Source organism: Streptomyces sp. NPDC001070, from assembly GCF_053598835.1.
This window is the reverse complement of the sequence record NZ_JBSFLB010000043.1, coordinates 1-17,743: the sequence shown is the minus strand read 5'-3', so window position 1 is coordinate 17,743 and position 17,743 is coordinate 1. Positions and strand designations below refer to the sequence as shown.

The window sequence follows — 17,743 nt, the reverse complement described above, 5'->3', positions numbered from 1 at the left end:
CCCTGGCTTCCTTTACGAGCCTGCGGCTACGAGAGATGGCCATCGGTGTGGCGGCTGTCGGCCGCCTGGCTCGCCGGCGGGGGCGCCGGCTGTGGAGGGCAGGTCCTGTTCGGCCCAGACGACCTTGCCGTCCGCCGCGGAGCGGGAGCCCCATCTGCGCGACAACTGGGCGACCAGGTAGAGGCCGCGGCCGTGCTCGTCGAGAGCGTGGGGATGGCGGGAGCGTGGCCGGCCGGTGTTGAAGTCGGAGACTTCGCACGTCAGCACGTGGTGCTGGATGAGCCGTAGGCGGCGTGGGCCGTCGCCGTGGCAGATGGCGTTGGTGACCAGTTCACTGACGATGAGTTCCACCGCGGGCACGAGGCGTTCCAGACCCCATTCCCTTAGCTGACGGGCGGCCAGGTGCCGGGCTGCCGGGACGGTGACCAGTCCATTCGGCAGGTCCCAGGAGGCGACCTGGGCGAGATGGAGTGCACGGGTCCGCGCAAGGAGCAACGTGACATCGTCGGCCGGTGCCTGAGTCGGCAAGGTCTCCATCACCCTTGAGCACAGGTCCTCCAGGGATGAACCCCGCTGCGCCAGGGCGGTGCCCAGGCGGCGCAGCCCGACGTCGATGTCCTCGTCCCGGGACTCGACCAGCCCGTCGGAGTAGAAGGCGAGCACACTTCCCTCGGACGGTTCCAGTTCCACGGACTCGAAAGGAACCAGGCCGAGGCCGAGGCCGAGCGGGGCTCCGGCGGGCAGGTCCGGCATGGTGACCCCGCCCTGCGGGTCGACGATCAGGGGCGGGGGATGCCCGGCCCGCGCCATCGTGCACCGCCTGGTGACCGGGTCGTAGACGGCATACAGACAGGTGGCACCCACCACCGCGGCGACCTGGTCAGGAACGTCGGCGTCCTCGTCGTTCAGCCGCCGGACCGTGTCGTCGAGGTGCGCCAGCAGTTCGTCGGGGGGCAGGTCGAGGTCCGCGAGCGTGCGCACGGCGGTGCGCAGCCTGCGCATGGTCACCGCGGCGTTGATGCCGTGTCCGATCACATCGCCGACGACGAGAGCGACCCGGGCGCCGGACAGCTCGATCACGTCGAACCAGTCACCCCCCACGCCGTGGGCCGGGTCGGCCGGCACGTAACGCGAGGCGACCTCGATGGCGGTGCCACCTTGCACACGGTGGGGGAGCAGGTCGCGTTGCAGCGTGAGGGCCGCGGTGCGTTCACGCGCGTACTGAAGCGCGTTGTCCAGGCAGAGCGCGGCCCGGATGACCAGCTCCTCGGCGAGGAGCAGGTCGTCCTCCTGGAACGGCGTCTGTTCCACGGAGCGGCCGGACAGCGCCAGTCCCAGCACGCAACGCCTCGCACGGATGGGGACGACCATCAACGAGTGGACCCCGCTGTCACGGAACTTCTGCGCCCGCGTCGGATCGTGGTCGACCCAGGGGCCGCCGCGGGTGTCCAGCACCGGTTCCAGGTGAGACCTGCCGGTGCGCAGGGCGGTGGCGAATGACGAGGCCGTGGGGACGTGGATCACCACGGTTCCGGACCAGCCGCCCCGGGGCCGGCACTGCTCGGCGTACGCCGTAGCCGGCGGGGCCTCCTCGCGGAGCGGCAGCACGTGTGTGGCGGACCGGCCCACCACCTCCCCGGCCGAGTAACCGACAAGCTGCCGAGCTGCCTGCGTCCACCCCACCACGGTGCCCTCGGCATCGATCATCGCTATCGCGGCGTCGGGCAGCTCACGGGGGTTCACCGGCTCGACGAGGGGCGTGTGGTCGGTGATCGTCATCGCGGTCCATCCATCGGTACGGAGGTGAGAGAGCGTCGGTATGTGGCGCGGCGCCCCCTGTGTGCAGCCGTGGTGAACGGTGATGTCCGGGTGAGCGGCACACGGTGCGGCATATGTCTAAATAGGGACTTTATGCATACTTCTGATGAAATCATCAGATGGCAGGGCTGAGAAGTCAAGGCCATCAGGACTGATTGATCGATCAGAGGCGGAAGCGGCTTGTGGAGGTTGCTTCACCGCGACGCCGTCGTTCCGCGCGCATAGAAGGGGCGCCCTGCCGGCGCTCCGGAGCTGGGGGTTCACCCGGCCCGAGGCGGACTACGGCCAGGCCTCGGGCAGCATCGCTGAGATGCTCCCGGGCGCCCTCTTCCCGCTGTAGCGGGAAGAGGGCGCCCGGGGTTGTCTGGCGTCACAGTTGGACGGGCAGGTGGCGGGGTTCGCGGAGCACGGCGTTCTGCCGGTAGGCGGCGGGTCCTCGACCGGGCCCGCCGTGCCGAGGTGCGGAAGCGGCGCGCCGAGCGCGGCCTGGGCTTCGATGCGCGCGAGGCGTGCCCCGTAGCGCAGGTGGATGTCGCTGCCGAAGCCGAGGTGCTGGTTGTCCGGGCGGGTGGGGTCGAACCTGTCGGGCTCGTGGAAGTGCATCAGGTCGCGGTTGCCCCAGGCCAGTACCAGGACGGCGGACGTGCCCTGGGCGATCGTGGTGCCGGCGATGTCGTTGTCGGCGAGCGGGATGCGCTCGCCACCCCCCTCGTTTCCGGCATGGACTGGGAGGCGCGGGATCGCACGCCCCGGCTGCGGGGACGGGAACTCCGGCGCGCCAATCCGGGAAGGTCGGCCAACTCCCTTAGGGGGCCGCCCAGTTCGCGTCCAGACGCGCTGCGCCGGTCGTCTGGGCGCCTTCTCTGCCTCGACCTTTCCATACGACGTATGGTAAAACTGGAAGAGCACTTCCATACATCGTATGGAAAGTTTGCCCGGACAACGCCAGGCGCCTCACGTCGCCGGCAGAAGCAGCCGTTGGTGCAGGTCGCGCCCGGCGGGAAGGAAAGATCATGAAGAAGATCATGAAGCGCATCGCTGCCACTGTTTCCTCCGTGGCGGTCGCGGGCGTCACCGTTCTTGTTGCCGAGGGCACCGCTTCGGCCGCTACTCCTGGATCCGCCCACGTCCAGCGCCCGGCCGTCAGCGTCAAGGCCGACTACGACCGCTGGGACCACGGTGTCGGCTACCTGCTCGAGCAGGGCTACTCCTGGGACGAGATCCGCGGCTGGCACCACGACGGCCGCACCGACTCGGCCCGGCACGACCGGGATGGTCACTCCTACCGCTGGGACGACGAGGGACGCGGCTGGAAGTCCGACAACTCGTACCGGCACGACTGGAACCGCTCCGAGCACGACGGCCAGGACCGGGACCACCACGACCAGAACCACGGCAACCGTTGAGACGGGCGCTGCCCGTGGCCCTGGGCCCAGGCTCTTCCCCTCGTCCTGATGCCCGTCGGCGGCAGGAACGCCACCGCTGGTCCAGGATCAGCGGTCCCTGACCGCCGCCCGGGTGGGCCCGCTGAGTGAGGGCCCGTCCCCCCTCACACCTGCCCGCGGACACCCACCGTGTGCCGCAGGCTCGCGTCGCCCGACTGTGCGACGCCACACATCGTGCGGTCCGCCAATGCCGTCCGGCGCCCGGGCCCTGCTGTAACGCCTCTCCCTTCGTCGCCTCTTCGCTGCCGGCCAGGTGGCGGGGTGCGGCCGAGGCGCGTCTAGGAGTGAAAGTCGATGGAGTCTTTGAGGACCGTGGAGCGGGGGGTGGCCGTGCAGCTTGTCGTCTCGCGCGACTACTCCCTGTGCATGTGCATGCGTCTGCAGTACGAGCCCACTGATCCCTATGTCGTCCGTGCCGCCTTCTTCGCCGACAGTGATGAGCCGGTCGAATGGGTCCTGGGGCGAGATCTTCTGGCTGACGGCCTGAAGGGTTCCGCGGGCTACGCGGACGTCCGGATCTGGCCGGCCGTATGCCCCGGTGACCAGGCGATGCACATCGCCCTCGGGTCTTCAGAAGGCACCGCCTTGCTCGAGGTTCCCGTGCAGGACGTCAGGACCTTCCTGGAGAACACGGAGGCTCTGGTGCCACGAGGCACCGAGCACGAACACATCGACTGGGAGGTCGAACTGGCGTACCTGCTCGCGGAGGGCTGACCGCTGACCATCCACGCTCAGAAGAAGAGGAACGAGTATTCATGTCCCAGTACCAGCTTCGTGTCTACACACTGCGCAGCCCCGAGGCGCTTGCCGCCTACGAGAACATCTGGGCCGACCACATTCCCGGTTTGGCCAAGCACCGCATCACCACACACGGCGTCTGGACGGTGCCCGCGGCGCCCGGAAGCGAGGCGCCCCAGCTGTACGCCCTCGTTTCCTACAGGGACGCCGACGACATCCAGGAGCGGCTGGAGGCGTACCTGTCGAGCCCCGAATTCCGCGCCGACATGGAGGGTTTCGACATCAGTCAGATCGTCGACGTCGACGAGTCCGTGCTGACGCCCATCGCAGACTCGCCCTTGCGTTGACAGGACAGTCGGCCTGCGACAATTGACCCTCCCCTCCCTGAGGGGAGGGGATTCGTCACCCCTCCAGGGCTGATGTGGGGATTTCCGGCTCACGCTGCCCGGCCAGGCGGCACCTGGTCAGGTCTTCCACGATCAGCACTGGCCGGGTTGAGACCAGCCCGACCGGCATCACCTGTGCGGAGTTCTTGTCCCCGGGGGATACGACTCCGCACGCGGTGCAGGCGTGGGTACGTTCTGAGAGAGGTAGTGCGTGCTTGGTTCTCGCTCCGCACTGCCGTTGCAGACGCCGAATCGCCCTGACGGCGATTCGGCTTTCCCTGTCCTGCTCCGCAGGAATCCGGTGATGCGTGGCTCCCTGTGCGTCGCAGCCTGAGTTCGCCCGGCCGCGGGCGGCGCACCCCAAGTCGCCAGGCCTCAGGACCACGGACTCAATGGCCGGCGCCCTGGCCGTCACGAGCGGCGCTGAGCCGGCTTTCCAGACCCGTGATCAGCGTGTCCATCACGAGGCGGAACATGTGGTCCTGGTCAGGGCCTTCAGGGGCTACGTCCGCAGAGTCAGGGTCCGCGTCCCCGTCACCGTCTTCACCATCGTCAGAGCCGGGGGGCTTGAGGGTCGACCACTGGTGGAGCGAGCCGTTGAGTTCGGCGGCGAGGACACCGATGACGACGGCGACCATCAGCGCCGCGATCTCCGAGACCTCTGACTGCGGAACCCCGGCAGCCTCCACGATCGCGGTGAGCGCGGTCCAGAACGGGTCGTCGGGCTGGATGAAGTCCGGCTGGTGGCTGAACGAGTAGGCCATCAGTTCGGGGTGACGATGCGCCAGGGTCCGGAAGTCCGTTGCGAGCAGGCGGATGCGCTCCTGCCAGGGAGCGTCCTCAAGGGTCACGGTGCGGAACTGGGCGCCGACCATTCTCGTCACGCCGCGCAGCACCGCCTCCTTGTTCGGCACGTGGTGGTACAGCGACATCGGGTTCGCGTCGAGCACGGTGGCGAGTTTGCGCATGGTGAGCGCCTCGACCCCGTCCTCGTCGATCAGCCGCAGGGCGGCGGCATAGATCCCGGCCTCGGTCAGAGGCACGTCCCTCTTCCTCGTTCCCCGCGGGGGACGCCTCACCTTCTTTTCCATACTTCGTACGGTATCAGTTCGTACGCCGTATGGAAATGACCTGAATCACAGCGCTCACCAGGGCAACCGAGCTTGCTTCACATTTCCATACGTCGTACGGTACTAATTCCATACGGCGTATGTTTCCGTACGGCGCCACGGCATCGACCTGAGCAGCGCGCCCTTGCCCGTTCCCCTTCACGCAGAGGAGCAAGTCATGACCACGCACTCCGCGAACGACCTTCGCCCCATCCGGTCCCCGCGCGGGATTCCCTTCCTCGGCAACACGCCGCAGATCCCCGGCACCAACCCGGTGGAGTACTTCGGCGAGCTGTCCAAGCAGTTCCCCGAGGGCCTCTACGGCTTGGACATCGCCGGTGTCGAGCAGATCTTCGTCTACGACCCGGACCTGGTGGCCGAGGTCTCCGACGAGACGCGGTTCTTCAAGCAGATCGAGAAGACGCCGCTGCAGCATGTCCGGGACTTCGCGGGCGCGGGGCTGTTCACGGCCCACCAGCACGAGGAGGAATGGGGCATGGCGCACCGGATCCTCCTGCCGGCGTTCAGCCAGCGGGCCATGAGGGCCTACTACGGGCAGATGCTGGAGATCGCCCAGAACCTGGTGGGTAAGTGGGAGCGCAAGGCGGGTCATCCGGTCAACATCACCGACGACTACACCCGGCTGACGCTGGACACGATCGCCCTGTCGGGGTTCGGCTACCGGTTCCGGTCCTTCGACAGGGAGGAACTGCACCCCTTCCTCAACGCGCTGCTGGGTGCGCTGGTGGAGTCGCTGCGGCGCTCGCAGGAGCTGCCGATGATGACCAAGCTCCGCAAGGCCGACGCCAAGAAGTACGGCGAGAACATCCAGCAGATGCGGGACCTGGTCGAGAGCGTGATCAAGGAGCGCCGCGAGGGAAAGGGCGGCGGTGAGGAGGACCTGCTGGGCCTGATGCTGGAGGCCACCGACCCGGAGACCGGAAGGCTGCTGACCGACGACAACGTCCGCGACCAGGTGCTGACGTTCCTGATCGCCGGTCACGAGACCACCAGCGGCCTGCTGTCGTTCGCGACGTACTCGCTGATGCGCAACCCGCACGTCCTGGCCCAGGCCTACGCCGAGGTGGACCGGCTGATGCCAGGTGACACGGTCCCGGACTACGACACGATCATGCAGCTGGACGTCATCCCGCGGATCCTGGACGAGACCCTGCGCCTGTGGGCTCCCATCCCGGCGTTCGGCAAGACGGCGCGGGAGGACACCGTCATCGGCGGCCGCTACGAGCTGAAGAAGGGCGCGAAGGTCCTCATCCTGGAGGGCCCGCTGCACACACACCCCAAGGCGTGGGACCGTCCCAATGAGTTCGACATCGACCGGTGGCTGCCGGAGAACCGCGTCCAGCAGCACCCGCACGCCTACAAGCCGTTCGGCAACGGCCTGCGTGCCTGCATCGGCCGGCAGTTCGCGCTCACCGAGGCCCGCCTGGCCCTGGCGCTGGTGCTTCAGAAGTTCAAGTTCTCCGACACCGGCGACTACAAGATGGACGTACGGGAGGCGCTGACGCGCAAGCCCGGCAACTTCGAGCTGATCGTCCGCCGTCGTCAGGAGCACGAGCGGACCGTCTTCGGCGCCGCGGACGTGCAGACCGGCGACACGCAGGCGCAGGCAGCGGTCAGCGGTGTCGGGGTGAACCTGACCGTCGCCTACGGCTCCAGCCTCGGCTCCTGCGAGGACCTGGCCCGCACCATCGCCGACCGCGGCGAGCGCTCCGGCTTCGGCACCACCCTGGTCAGCCTGGACGAGCTGGGCGACAACCTGCCCACCGAGGGCCTGCTCGCCGTCGTCGCCGCCAGCTACAACGGCAAGGCCCCCGACAACGCCCAGCGCTTCGACGACCTGCTCGCCGCCGGACTGCCCGAGGGCTCACTGGCGAACGTGCGGTACGCGCTGCTGGGCGCCGGCAACACCCAGTGGGTGGCCACCTACCAGGCCTTCCCCAAGCGGATCGAGGAAGGTCTGCTGGCCGCCGGCGCCACCCCCATCGTCGAGCGCGGCATCGCGGACGCCGCCGGTGACTTCGACGGCATGGCCACCCGCTGGATGAACACCCTGTGGGCCACCCTGGCCGAGGAGTACGCCGCCGACACCTCCCAGGCCAGCGGCCCCCGCTACCAGGTCCAGCTGCTCACCGAGTCCGACGTGCGCCCCGCCATCGTCTCCGAGCAGGCGTACCCGCTCACCGTGGTGACCAACGACGAACTCGTGGCCGACGCGACCGGCCTGTGGGACTTCGCCATCGAGCCGCCGCGCCCGTCCGCGAAGTCCATCACCTTCGAGCTGCCCGAGGGCGTCACCTACGACACCGGCAACCACCTGGCCGTCTTCGCCAAGAACGAACCCGCCCTGGTGGAGCGCGCGCTGAGGCGGCTCGGCGTCGACTACGACCAGGTGCTCCGGCTCGACCAGCCGGCCGGTGGCCGCACGCATCTGCCGGTCGGCACCCCGGTCACCGCCGGCATCCTGCTCACCGAGTTCCTGGAGCTGCAGGACGTGGCCACCCGGTCCCAGATCCAGACGCTCGCCGAGTACACCGAGTGCCCGTGGACCCGGCCGCAGCTCCAGGCGTACACCGCCGAAACGGAGGAGGCCGAGGAGCGCTACAGCAAGGAGATCCTCGGCAAGCGCATCTCGGTGCTGGCCCTGCTGGAGCGCTTTGAGGCGGTGGAGCTGCCGCTGGCGGTCTTCCTGGAGATGATGGGCCCCATCCGTCCCCGCTTCTACTCCATCTCCTCCGCCCCGTCGGCCAACCCGCGCCACGTGCGCCTGACCGTCGGCCTGCTGGAAGGCCCGGCCCTGTCCGGCGACGGCCAGTACCGCGGCACCTGCTCCTCCTACATCGCGAGCCTGGAACCCGGGGATGTTATCTACGGCTACGTCCGCGTGCCCTCCCCGACGTTCGCACCGCCCGCCGACCCCGCTACCCCGCTGATCCTCATCGGCCCCGGCACCGGCATCGCACCGCTGCGCGGCTTCCTGGAGGAGCGGGCGACACAGCACGCCAGCGGCACCAAGGTGGGCCTGTCCCAGGTCTTCGTCGGCTGCCGCCACCCGGAGCACGACTACTTCTACCGGGGCGAGATGGAGATGTGGGAGCTGTCCGGGATCGCCCAGATCCACACCGCCTTCTCTGCGGTGACCGGCCACCCGGCCCGGTTCGTGCAGAACGCCATCGCCCATGCCGCCGACACCGTGTGGCAGGCCATCCAGGACGGCGCGTACGTCTACGTCTGCGGTGACGGCCGCCGCATGGCCCCCGCCGTCCGCGAGGCACTCGCCGCCATCCACCGCCAGAAGACCGGCAGCGACGACGAGACCGCCCAGCAGTGGCTCGCCCAGCTCGAAGCGGACGAGCGCTACCAGCAGGACGTCTTCGCCTGACCGTTGCACGCCGTCAGGCGCGCCGACCCCCAGCCGCCGGGAGGCGTGCGGACGTCCTGCCTACCCCGCACGCCTGCCGGCCCCACCAGCCACTCAGACACCCCATGGCACCCATGGCCCGAACCACCGGGTCGTGCCGCTCACAGAAAGCAGATCACCATGGACACCATGCTCGCCGGACGCTTCCACCTGGACAGCAAGAAGTTCGCCGTGGAAGAGGTCCCGATCCCCGTGCCGGGCCCGGGCGAGGTCCTCATCGAGGTCAAGGCCGCCGGCGTCTGCCTCTCCGACGTCCACCTCCTCGACGGCTCCCTCGTCCCCCTCTTCGCCACCTCCGACACCATCACCGTCGGCCACGAGGTCTCGGGCGTCATCCACACGCACGGCCCCGACCTCAAGCGCAGCCTGCCCGTCGGCACCCGCGTCACCCTGGAGGCCGGCAAGACCTGCGGCACGTGCGCCGGATGCGTGCGCCACCGCCCCTGCACCCAGATGCTCACCGCCGGCATCGACTACGACGGCGGCTGGGCCCAGTACGTCATCGCCCGCGAGGACACCCTCATCCCCATCCCCGACAGCCTCCCCTTCGACCAGGCCGCGATCATCCCAGACGCGGTCTCCACCCCCTACGCCGCCGTCGTCGCCACCGCGGGCGTCCGTGCCGCCCAGTCCGTCGGCGTCTGGGGCGTGGGCGGAGTCGGCGCGCACAACGTACGCCTCGCCCGCCTGGTCGGCGCCGCACCGATCATCGCCGTCGACCCGCTGCCCAGCGCCCGCGAGCGCGCCCTGGCCTTCGGCGCGGACCTCGCGCTCGACCCGGCAGCCCCCGACTTCGCCGACCAGGTCCGCGCAGCCACCGGCGGACGCGGCCTCGACTTCGCCTTCGACTGCGCCGGCGTCCCCGCCGTCCGCGACCAGGCCGCCTCCGTGCTCGGCCTGGGCGGCTCCCTCATCCTGGTGGGCATCACGCCCAGGCCGCTCACCATCACGGAGGGCCTGACCTTCAACTACCTGCAGAAGCAGGTGCGCGGCCACTACGGCGGCTTCCCCGAGTCCGTCTCCGAGCTGGTGCAGCTGACCGCGGCCGGCCGCCTCGACCTGGCCCCCTCCATCACCGACCACATCCCGCTCATCGAGGCCGCCGACGCCGTCCACCGACTGGAGAACAAGATCGGCGACCCGATCCGCCTCATCCTCGTCCCCTGACGCCCGTCAGCAGGACGACAAGCCACCCTGGGCAGGGGTGAGTGGGCGCCGGTGCGTGAGGGAGCACCGGCGCCCACGGCCTTCCAACATCCGCTGATCGGGCACACGCCGACTCCGCGGCTCAGGTGAGGCCGGACTCGCGGAGACCGGGTACGCCAGCGTCAGCATTCAGGCCATCGCCGAGCGCGCGGACGTCGCTTGACCGCTGTGGCTTGCGCATCCTCCTCGCGCCGCCGACGGGTGCGGGCACAGCGACGTCACTGAGTCCTGTTAGCGAGCCCATGCTGGGACTGGCACACTGAATCTGTGGTTCCGCTGATGTTCGCGGCCGATCAGAATGCGTTCTCATCACTTACAGGCGCCAGTGTTGTTTCCACCTGCGCATTGGTCTTCACCGTCGCGTCATTCTGGTGGCTCAACGCCAGACAGGGGCGCCTGAAGGCGTGGGAGCCTCATTCGTTTGCAGCGATCGTCCACTGTTTCACGCCACGCCTGCGGCTTCCGCTCGTCCTTCACAACACCGGTGCCAAGCCGATAGTCGTGCAGGACCTCATACTGACCTTCCCTGATGAGCCCGCCTACCATCTGCCGCTTCTGTGGGTTTCCTCACCGTCTCGTCTCCAGCCGGGACCGGACGAGGAAGCGAAGCTGCCGGCCGGATTCGTTGTGGCCGGCAGGGAGGCGCAACAACTCTTCATCGAGTTCGAGGCACCGTTCTCGGGATTCCCCCCGGACGCCCGTGATTACAAGGCCCAGATACACGTGAGGGTTGGCCACCGCAAGGGGTGGCGCCCCCTGCTGACGTTCACCTTGAGGGCCGCCAACATCGTCGCTCCCGATCGCTACACCGTCTACAACAACGCACCAGTCGAACTGACCAAGGAAGATCGGAAAAGGGCAGACGCTGCGCTCCTGGAGCTGTTGAACGAGCAAGGGGACGCTTCCGCTCCGGGCGAGCAGCGGGACTCTTCCACGGACGACGGTGACACCGGCACGAGTCGCTAGAGGATCCGGCACCTTCCGGCATCCGGAAGCCGGGATGGGCGGTGAACTGTGACGCTCCGCGCCTCCTCGTGAGCGGAATCCGGCCCTGACCCCTGGCTGTGCCAACGCCCACTCCATAGCGTGTGAGACACTCTGTCTCGGATGCTTTCCTAGGTGTACGGCATCCACGGGGCGAGCGCGTTGTCCACGCTCCGCACCAGGAACTCCTCGTCCAATGTCTGGCCGAGCAGATAGCGCCGGAAGAACAACGGCCCCATGATCCGGGTGAGAAGGATGGCCGCGTGGTCGTCGGCGCCGGCGCGCAGTTCGCCGCGCTCCACCGCGGTCCGCAAGGCCGCGCGGAGGTCTTCGACGGCAGCCCCGTAGAGGCGTTGCCGCAACTCCCGCATGTGCGGATCCCGCTCGGCCTGGTCGATCAGTGCAGCGGTGGCCGAGGCCGAGACAGGCTGGTTGAACCAGTCCAAACGCCCTGTCAGCTGCCGCATCAGCTCGTCGCGCACGGCGCCTTCACCCACGCTGAGCAGCGGTTCGGTCAAGCCGTCCAAAGTGTCCAGCAGCAGGTGCTGCTGCTGCGGCCAGTGACGGTAGACCGTGGCCCGGCCGACACCGGAGCGTTCGGCGACCGCGGCATGGGTGATCGCCCCGGGCCCGCCCTCCTCCAGGAGCTCTGCCGCGGCTGCCAGGGCTGCCACGCGACTCCGCTGCGCACGAGGATCCGTCTTTGATGAGCTCATCCGATGCCTGCTTCCCGGCTTCTCCGCGCCGGCGCGGGACCGTCGGCGGCTTCGCTCGCCAGTTTATGAGACAACTTGACTTACAGAAGTACTTCGATACAAACTGTCTCACAGGTGGAGGGTCTCCACCGAGCACAAGGCCCTATGAACAGTAGGAGTGACCATGGACAGGACCGAGAACATCGTCGTCTTCCGTTTCACCGAGCAGGTTTCCGCATACCAGGCGCTCAGTGAGCTGAAGCAGCTCGGCGGCCCGACCGTGGAGGTCACGGGCGCGATGCTCGTCGAGCGCCGACCGGAAGGGACAGTGCGGGTTCCCGAGGGCGTCGACGCCAGGGCGGGAGAGGGCACGCTGGTCGGCGGGCTGGTCGGTTCCGTGGTGGGCCTTCTGGGCGGACCGCTCGGTGTGGTGCTGGGCTGGGGCGCCGGCGCCCTGGTGGGCAGCGGCGCCGACTGGCGGCGGGCGACGGAGGGGTCCGGCCTGGTGGCCCTGGTGGCCGACGAGGTCAGTGCGGGTAGCACGGTGCTGGTCGCCGAGGTCGCCGAGCGCGACACGGCGGCGGTCGACCTGTTCGCCATGCGGTTCGACGCGGTACTGGAGCGCAGGCCGGCCGAGCGGGTGCGCGCCGAGGTCAAGGCGGTCCGTGAGGCGCAGGAGGCGGCGGAGCGGGCGGCCGCCAAGGCGCGCCGGGAGCAGAGGAAGGCCCGGCTGGACGCCACGATGGAGGCGCGCGGCAAGGCGCTCAAGCAGCGGCTCCAGCGCCCAGCCGCTTGACTCGCGCCCTGTGCGGGCCGGAGGCAGGCCCCGGGGATCAAGGGAACGGTGGTCGGCGCTGAGATTGATCATGGTTCCGGCGTTCTACCACGGGATGGATCTTGCGCACAGGAGTTCGGGGCTCCGCGCGGGCCGGCAACGCAACCAGGAGGCGGACTCCGCCTCCTGGATCGCGGCAGCGGCGGAGTCGATCGCATCCACCGCGTAGAACTCCGCATCCTCCGCGTTCCGTTCGGCGCGCTTCACATCACGCTCGGCCTTGGCAGCAACTTCCCGCACTGGCTCCTGGAACGCCCTCGCAGGCCGTTGCGCGCTGCCGGACCTGGTCGGTGACGCCGCGGACATGCGGAGGGGCGTGACAGAGGGTAGATAAGAAGCGTGATGGTTGACAGACCGGACGATATCGGGATTCCGCCGGAACTGTTTGATCTGTGTGGAACGGTGATCCGTGACCGGTCGGATCCTCGCGCGCTTGGGCCGGAGGCGTCATCCATGCGCGCTCGTGAGCCGGGGCACGACGGCAGGCAGGTAGTCGTTGCGTTCTCCCGCGAGCATGTGTACGAGCTGGTCAAGCAGTTGGTTCAGGCGGTATCCCCTATGCTCGGTACGATCAAGGATGTCCGGCGGGCCATGTACGCGGCGCTTGGCATCCGCTACGACCGCCGATGACGCTGCCGGACCCTGGCCAGGAGCCACAGCAGCCCGAATCCCCGCCGCCTCGCGAAGCGGAGGCCGCTGGAGCGGGGGGTGCCGCCCGGATGCCCAGGTGGCTGCCGCGTGCCATGGCGCTCGCGCTCGCCATGGTGGCCGTCTTCCAGCTTGGCAGCTGGGCGTTCCAGAGGCTCACCGGTCTGCTGGTCAGCATTCTGATCGCGTTCTTCCTGGCGCTGGGGATCGAGCCGGGCGTCGACCGGATGACGGCCCGAAGGATGCGCCGGGGCCTGGCCGCCTTTCTGGTGTGTCTCGCCGTGATCCTGGGGGCGGCGGGGTTCTTCGTGCTGTTCGGTTCGATGCTGGCGGGCCAGATCAGCGGCATCGTCAAGAACTTCCCGGGGTACTTCGACTCCGTCATCGGCTGGATCAACAGAACGTTCCACACGCATCTGTCGCGGGTCGACGTCCCGGGCCGACTGTTGCGCTCCGACTGGCTCCGGACGTACGTACAAAAGCATGCGGGCGGGGTGTTCGATTTCTCGGCTTCCGTGCTGGGCGGTTTGTTCCGGCTGCTGATGATCTTCCTGTTCATGTTCTACTTCGCTGCGGACGGCCCCCGGCTGCGCCGCGCGCTGTGCTCGCTGCTGCCACCGGCCAAACAGACGAAGGTGCTCAGGGCCTTCGAGATCGCGGTCGACAAGACGGCCGGCTACCTCTACTCCCGGGGGCTGATGGCCCTGATCTCCGCGGTCGCCCACTACATCATGCTGGCGGTGCTGGGCGTGCCGTACGCCCCCGTGCTCGCCCTATGGGTGGGCGTGGTGTCGCAGTTCATCCCGGTCATCGGCACCTATCTGGCCGGTGCCGTGCCCATGCTGGTCGCGTTCATCGTCAATCCCTGGTACGCGGTGTGGGTGCTGGTGTTCATCGTGGTCTATCAGCAGTTCGAGAACTACCTGCTCCAGCCGAAGCTCACGTCCAAGACCGTGGACATCCATCCGGCGGTGGCCTTCGGTTCCGTGGTCGCGGGCACCGCGCTGCTCGGTGCGGCCGGCACCCTCATCGCCATTCCCGTGGTGGCCACGTTGCAGGCATTCCTCGGTGCATATGGGAAGCGGTACGACGTGGCGGACGATCTGCGGGCGGAGGGCGGCCAGCGTTACCCGCGCAGGGACGGTCCTTCGCCACCTGCGCGCCTGCGGGGGCTGCTGCGCCGCCACGGTCGGTCCCGATCAGGCTTGCGAAGGCCTCCGCCGGGTGAATCAGGGCCCGGTGAGTGACGGTGTACTGGCCGGACCGTACTGTCCCAGGAGGAGACAGAGGTCATGACATATCCCGCTGATTCCTCAGGCACCGGCCCTTCGCGCGGCACTGAGCCGCAAGACGCCCCCCTGACAGAAGGCCTGGGAGCCTTGTCGAACATGGGCTGGCAGATTCTGCTCACCACGGGCCTGGTGACGATCGCCCTGGGTGTTGTGGTCCTTGCCTGGCCGGGCGAGACGCTGCGGGTCGTCGGCGTACTCTTCGGTATCTACCTGCTGGTTACCGGCGTCTTGCAGCTGGCCGCTGCCTTTGGCACACACGTCCCCCGGCATCTTCGGGTGCTGCATTTCATCACGGGTGCGCTCTCCATCCTGCTGGGGCTGATCTGCTTCCGGGCCACCCTGGAGTCGATTCGGCGAAGCCCTCCTCACGCAGGGCTTCGGCGGCCCGCAGTCCGGCCAGGGACGCACCGACGATGACGATCCGGCCGTCGGCTCTGAACTCCCGCACAAGCTCTGCGACCGTTGCCCGCACGGTCATGACGTCGCGCTCCCCTTCGCGCCGTCCAAGCGGTCGATCACGATCGCCTGCACCGGACACGCCGCAGCGGCTCGCTAGACCTGCAGGCGCCGCTCGTCATCGGGGTTCGGCTCGTAGGTGAGCGCCTCCTGGCCAGTCAATCTGAAGACCTCGTGCGCCAAATACACGAATTGTGCGTACCCCTGGCATCGATTCAGGTTCACGGCGATCCGCATGGGCAGACTCCTTCCGATCTGCCGCCCGCCCCACAGCGACCATCGACCACCGACGCGGTCATGCAGCTATCCGACGGTCGCCTTCCGTCAGGTGACCCAGATGGACAGCCCACCCGACGTCGCCTCGGCCGACGCCACCGGCTGAGCACCCGTATGTTCGATCTTCTTCGCCACGGCGGTACCTTCGCGGTGACGCTTACTGCCGGTGAGCGTCACGGTCTGTAGCTCGCAGTACACATCCGACGGGTCGGCAGCAAGGTTCGCTCCGACGTTCTACTCTCCCGACGACAGCAAATCCGCTGTCACGGAAAACCCCTCTCAGGCAGCGGTAGTTCTTGAGCACTGACCGGTTCGTGCAGGTCCGGGGACTTCCGGAGTGCCTGCCCGCATTGGAGGCGGGCATCGTGATCACGAGCATCGCCGCCTCCGCCGGAGTCACCGCAGGCATCGATCTCGCGCTCGCCCTGGTCGAGGAGGACCACGGCAGGGACACCGCGCCGCTCACCGTTGCCCGCTATCTCGTCGACTTCCTCCGGCGCCCGGGTAATCAGGCTTAGTTCAGCCCCCAACTCGCCGTCCAGACCGCCGCGGTCCAGGGCGCTCGCCTGGTCCGCCTGGAGTGAGGCCTGGCGGAAGAGGGAGCCGGCGTCGTCGATGGGCGGTTTGGCGCTGGCAGTGTCTGGGTGCCGACGGCAGCGACTGGTGCCTCTCTATGCACCGCCGCACGAGCTTGCCGACCACGGGCCTGCCCCAGGCCACCAGCGACATCGGGTTCGCATCCAACACGGTCGCGAGTTTGCGCATGGTGAGTGCCTCGACGGCGTCTGCGTCGATGAGCCCAAGGCGGCGGCATAGATCCCGGCCTCGGTCAGAGGCACGTCTGTCTTCCTTGTTCCCCGCGGGGTGATTCGCGCCCCATGGGCACGGACTTCAGGCAGCGGCTCGGCCCGGCGCCGCTGCAGCATCGAACGCGCCATCGTCGGGCTTACAGCCGGGCTCCGTTCGGTGGCCTGCTCGCTCGATTCAGAGCCAGCCGCGGCGGACCGCTTCCGCGGCTGGAATCGGCTGGTTGCCCCGAGGCGGGCGGTCAGCTCGGTGATCCGGCGGCGCAGGGTGCGTTCGCTGAGGCCGAGTTGCCGGCATGTCCACGCTTTCCACTGGCCTGCGCGCGCCGAACTCCGGATCAGATGGCGCCTGGCAGGGGGCGCCGGGTGACCTCGTAGGCGTCGTCCGGGGGGACCCCGAGCATGCGCAGGACCATCTCGACCAGGTTCGAGGCGGCCTTGTCGCCGTCGAGGTCGGGGCGGGCCAGTCTCAGCGCCACCAGGGACAACAGGGTCCCGCCCAGAGCGGACAGGCCCATGGTCGGGTCGGCGCAGGTGAAGCGGCCCGAGGCGATGCCGATCTCCAGGTCGCGCAGGGCTCGTGGGGACAGGCCGCGTTCGGAGTGAATGTGGGCCAGACCGCGATCGCGCAGGATCCGCAGGAGTTCCGGGTGGGAGTCGGCCATTCGGGCGGTGAGCCGGAAGCCCGCCGCGACGAGCTCGGCCGGGTCCTCGATCCCTTGTACGCGCTCGTCGATGACCTGGCCGAACTCCTCCAGGGCATCCGTCACCGCGGCGTCGAACAGCTCCGTCTTCGACGCGAAGTGGTTGTAGAAGGAGCCGAAACCCACGTCGGCGCGCTCGGCGATCACCTGGATGCTGGCGCTGGTGTCCCCGGTCTCCGCGAGGATCTGCCGGGCCGCACGGACGAGCGCCTGACGAGTCTCGGCGCGGCGCCGCTCGAAGCGGCTGTTGGACGGGGCTGACGTCGGCATACGGCGAGTGTAACAACCGTTGCGATGAGTCTGCCATTACTGATGAGGTCATCAATTATTTACCAACTCACTATTGACGATTGATACAGCAGAGTTGATGATTTCATCAGTGCAGTGCTGCTTGGAGGACCCCATGTCCCACACCCCCGTTAGCAGGGCCGCTCCTCGCCGAAGGGGTCGGCACGCCTGCGCGACCGGATCAGCGACGCGATCCGCACCGGCGCCTCATCCCGCCACGTCCCCGACGAGCTCCTCGCCGTACGGGCCCTCCCGCACGCGAGAACCGACAAGAAACTTGAGCTTCCCGTCCAAGCGCCTGCTTCGGGGCGCCCCCGCCAAGCAGGCCCTGAATCCCGCGGCGGTCGACAACCCTGAACTGATCGCCTACTTCGCCCGCCTGGGCGCGGGAACAAGCGGTCAATACACACCACATGACGTCGGCCAGGGGGCCACAGGCCCACGTGACAGCACCGGGTCCTTGTGCCCGCCCGGCTCCGCAAACCCCGTCCCCACCGCGTGGTGCCGGGGCGGTCAACGCTGACCAGCCCGATGATGGTGCGTTCGGACCAGCGGCGATTGGACCCTCGGCGTGGACCCGGTCGCGACCGCGGACCCCGAGGAGTGGCGCGCGATGTA

General features: G+C 68.4%; 17 protein-coding genes and 3 pseudogenes. 12 read left to right on the top strand and 8 right to left on the bottom strand.

Translation table 11 applies throughout. The features are described from left to right. Positions 1-12: 12 nt before the first annotated feature. On the bottom strand, positions 13-1,779 hold the full coding sequence (locus tag ACWDAS_RS36350; RefSeq protein WP_450399449.1) for an ATP-binding SpoIIE family protein phosphatase: 1,767 nt from the start codon (positions 1,777-1,779) through the stop codon (positions 13-15). Positions 1,780-2,097: 318 nt separating this feature from the next. Continuing rightward, positions 2,098-2,733, bottom strand: coding sequence for a cytochrome P450 (locus ACWDAS_RS36345; protein ID WP_450399446.1), 636 nt, complete (start codon positions 2,731-2,733; stop codon positions 2,098-2,100). A 98-nt stretch (positions 2,734-2,831) separates the two neighbouring features. Here ACWDAS_RS36345 and ACWDAS_RS36340 point away from each other — a divergent pair, with 98 nt between their 5' ends. The 3 genes from ACWDAS_RS36340 (at position 2,832) to ACWDAS_RS36330 (ending at position 4,348) form a co-directional block, all read left to right on the top strand. Continuing rightward, positions 2,832-3,224 (top strand): hypothetical protein, encoded by a 393-nt coding sequence (locus ACWDAS_RS36340; RefSeq protein ID WP_450399444.1) that lies wholly within the window; start codon positions 2,832-2,834, stop codon positions 3,222-3,224. A gap of 333 nt (positions 3,225-3,557) precedes the next feature. Beyond that, positions 3,558-3,977 (top strand): SsgA family sporulation/cell division regulator, encoded by a 420-nt coding sequence (locus tag ACWDAS_RS36335; RefSeq protein ID WP_450399441.1) that lies wholly within the window; start codon positions 3,558-3,560, stop codon positions 3,975-3,977. A 41-nt stretch (positions 3,978-4,018) separates the two neighbouring features. Continuing rightward, positions 4,019-4,348 carry an NIPSNAP family protein gene (locus ACWDAS_RS36330; protein WP_450399439.1) on the top strand — a complete coding sequence of 110 codons (330 nt, stop codon included), beginning with the start codon at positions 4,019-4,021 and terminating at the stop codon, positions 4,346-4,348. A 55-nt stretch (positions 4,349-4,403) separates the two neighbouring features. Here the strand turns inward: ACWDAS_RS36330 and ACWDAS_RS36325 are convergent. Together ACWDAS_RS36325 and ACWDAS_RS36320 are read right to left on the bottom strand one after the other, a co-directional pair. Next, positions 4,404-4,622, bottom strand: a pseudogene (locus tag ACWDAS_RS36325) (RNA-guided endonuclease TnpB family protein); the annotation flags it as partial. Positions 4,623-4,776: 154 nt separating this feature from the next. Continuing rightward, entirely contained in the window at positions 4,777-5,430 is a 654-nt protein-coding gene (locus ACWDAS_RS36320; RefSeq protein WP_450399437.1) for a TetR/AcrR family transcriptional regulator, read from the bottom strand. A 244-nt stretch (positions 5,431-5,674) separates the two neighbouring features. Here ACWDAS_RS36320 and ACWDAS_RS36315 point away from each other — a divergent pair, with 244 nt between their 5' ends. The 3 genes from ACWDAS_RS36315 (at position 5,675) to ACWDAS_RS36305 (ending at position 11,107) form a co-directional block, all read left to right on the top strand. Continuing rightward, complete coding sequence (locus ACWDAS_RS36315; RefSeq protein WP_450399436.1) at positions 5,675-8,896, top strand: bifunctional cytochrome P450/NADPH--P450 reductase; 3,222 nt, start codon at positions 5,675-5,677, stop codon at positions 8,894-8,896. 159 nt (positions 8,897-9,055) lie between these two features. Further along, complete coding sequence (locus ACWDAS_RS36310) at positions 9,056-10,102, top strand: zinc-binding dehydrogenase (protein WP_450399435.1); 1,047 nt, start codon at positions 9,056-9,058, stop codon at positions 10,100-10,102. 306 nt (positions 10,103-10,408) lie between these two features. Next, entirely contained in the window at positions 10,409-11,107 is a 699-nt protein-coding gene (locus tag ACWDAS_RS36305; protein WP_450399432.1) for a hypothetical protein, read from the top strand. 149 nt (positions 11,108-11,256) lie between these two features. Here ACWDAS_RS36305 and ACWDAS_RS36300 read toward each other — a convergent pair whose 3' ends face one another. After that, complete coding sequence (locus tag ACWDAS_RS36300) at positions 11,257-11,799, bottom strand: TetR-like C-terminal domain-containing protein (RefSeq protein ID WP_450399429.1); 543 nt, start codon at positions 11,797-11,799, stop codon at positions 11,257-11,259. A gap of 205 nt (positions 11,800-12,004) precedes the next feature. Between ACWDAS_RS36300 and ACWDAS_RS36295 the strand changes: the two genes are divergently transcribed. The 4 genes and pseudogenes from ACWDAS_RS36295 to ACWDAS_RS36280 all read left to right on the top strand — a co-directional run. Further along, positions 12,005-12,616 carry a histidine kinase gene (locus tag ACWDAS_RS36295; protein ID WP_450399427.1) on the top strand — a complete coding sequence of 204 codons (612 nt, stop codon included), beginning with the start codon at positions 12,005-12,007 and terminating at the stop codon, positions 12,614-12,616. Positions 12,617-12,997: 381 nt separating this feature from the next. Beyond that, a complete protein-coding gene (locus tag ACWDAS_RS36290; RefSeq protein WP_450399425.1) occupies positions 12,998-13,285 on the top strand; it encodes a hypothetical protein in 288 nt (95 codons plus the stop codon). A gap of 89 nt (positions 13,286-13,374) precedes the next feature. Then, on the top strand, positions 13,375-14,550 hold the full coding sequence (locus ACWDAS_RS36285; protein ID WP_450399527.1) for an AI-2E family transporter: 1,176 nt from the start codon (positions 13,375-13,377) through the stop codon (positions 14,548-14,550). A 45-nt stretch (positions 14,551-14,595) separates the two neighbouring features. Beyond that, positions 14,596-14,946, top strand: a pseudogene (locus ACWDAS_RS36280) (HdeD family acid-resistance protein); the annotation flags it as partial. A gap of 201 nt (positions 14,947-15,147) precedes the next feature. Here ACWDAS_RS36280 and ACWDAS_RS36275 read toward each other — a convergent pair. Both ACWDAS_RS36275 and ACWDAS_RS36270 read right to left on the bottom strand, forming a co-directional pair. After that, positions 15,148-15,288, bottom strand: a complete 141-nt coding sequence (locus tag ACWDAS_RS36275; RefSeq protein ID WP_450399423.1) for a ferredoxin — start codon at positions 15,286-15,288, stop codon at positions 15,148-15,150. Between the two features lie 87 nt (positions 15,289-15,375). Further along, positions 15,376-15,504: a hypothetical protein gene (locus tag ACWDAS_RS36270; RefSeq protein ID WP_450399421.1), complete on the bottom strand. Its 129-nt coding sequence runs from the start codon at positions 15,502-15,504 to the stop codon at positions 15,376-15,378. Between the two features lie 119 nt (positions 15,505-15,623). On the opposite strand from ACWDAS_RS36270, the gene ACWDAS_RS36265 reads away from it, so the two are divergent. Then, positions 15,624-15,845, top strand: coding sequence for a hypothetical protein (locus tag ACWDAS_RS36265; protein ID WP_450399418.1), 222 nt, complete (start codon positions 15,624-15,626; stop codon positions 15,843-15,845). Positions 15,846-16,471: 626 nt separating this feature from the next. On the opposite strand, the gene ACWDAS_RS36260 is transcribed toward ACWDAS_RS36265, so the two are convergent. Next, complete coding sequence (locus tag ACWDAS_RS36260; protein WP_450399415.1) at positions 16,472-17,107, bottom strand: TetR/AcrR family transcriptional regulator; 636 nt, start codon at positions 17,105-17,107, stop codon at positions 16,472-16,474. 186 nt (positions 17,108-17,293) lie between these two features. On the opposite strand from ACWDAS_RS36260, the pseudogene ACWDAS_RS36255 reads away from it, so the two are divergent. Beyond that, positions 17,294-17,513, top strand: a pseudogene (locus ACWDAS_RS36255) (acetoacetate--CoA ligase); the annotation flags it as partial. Positions 17,514-17,743: the final 230 nt, after the last annotated feature.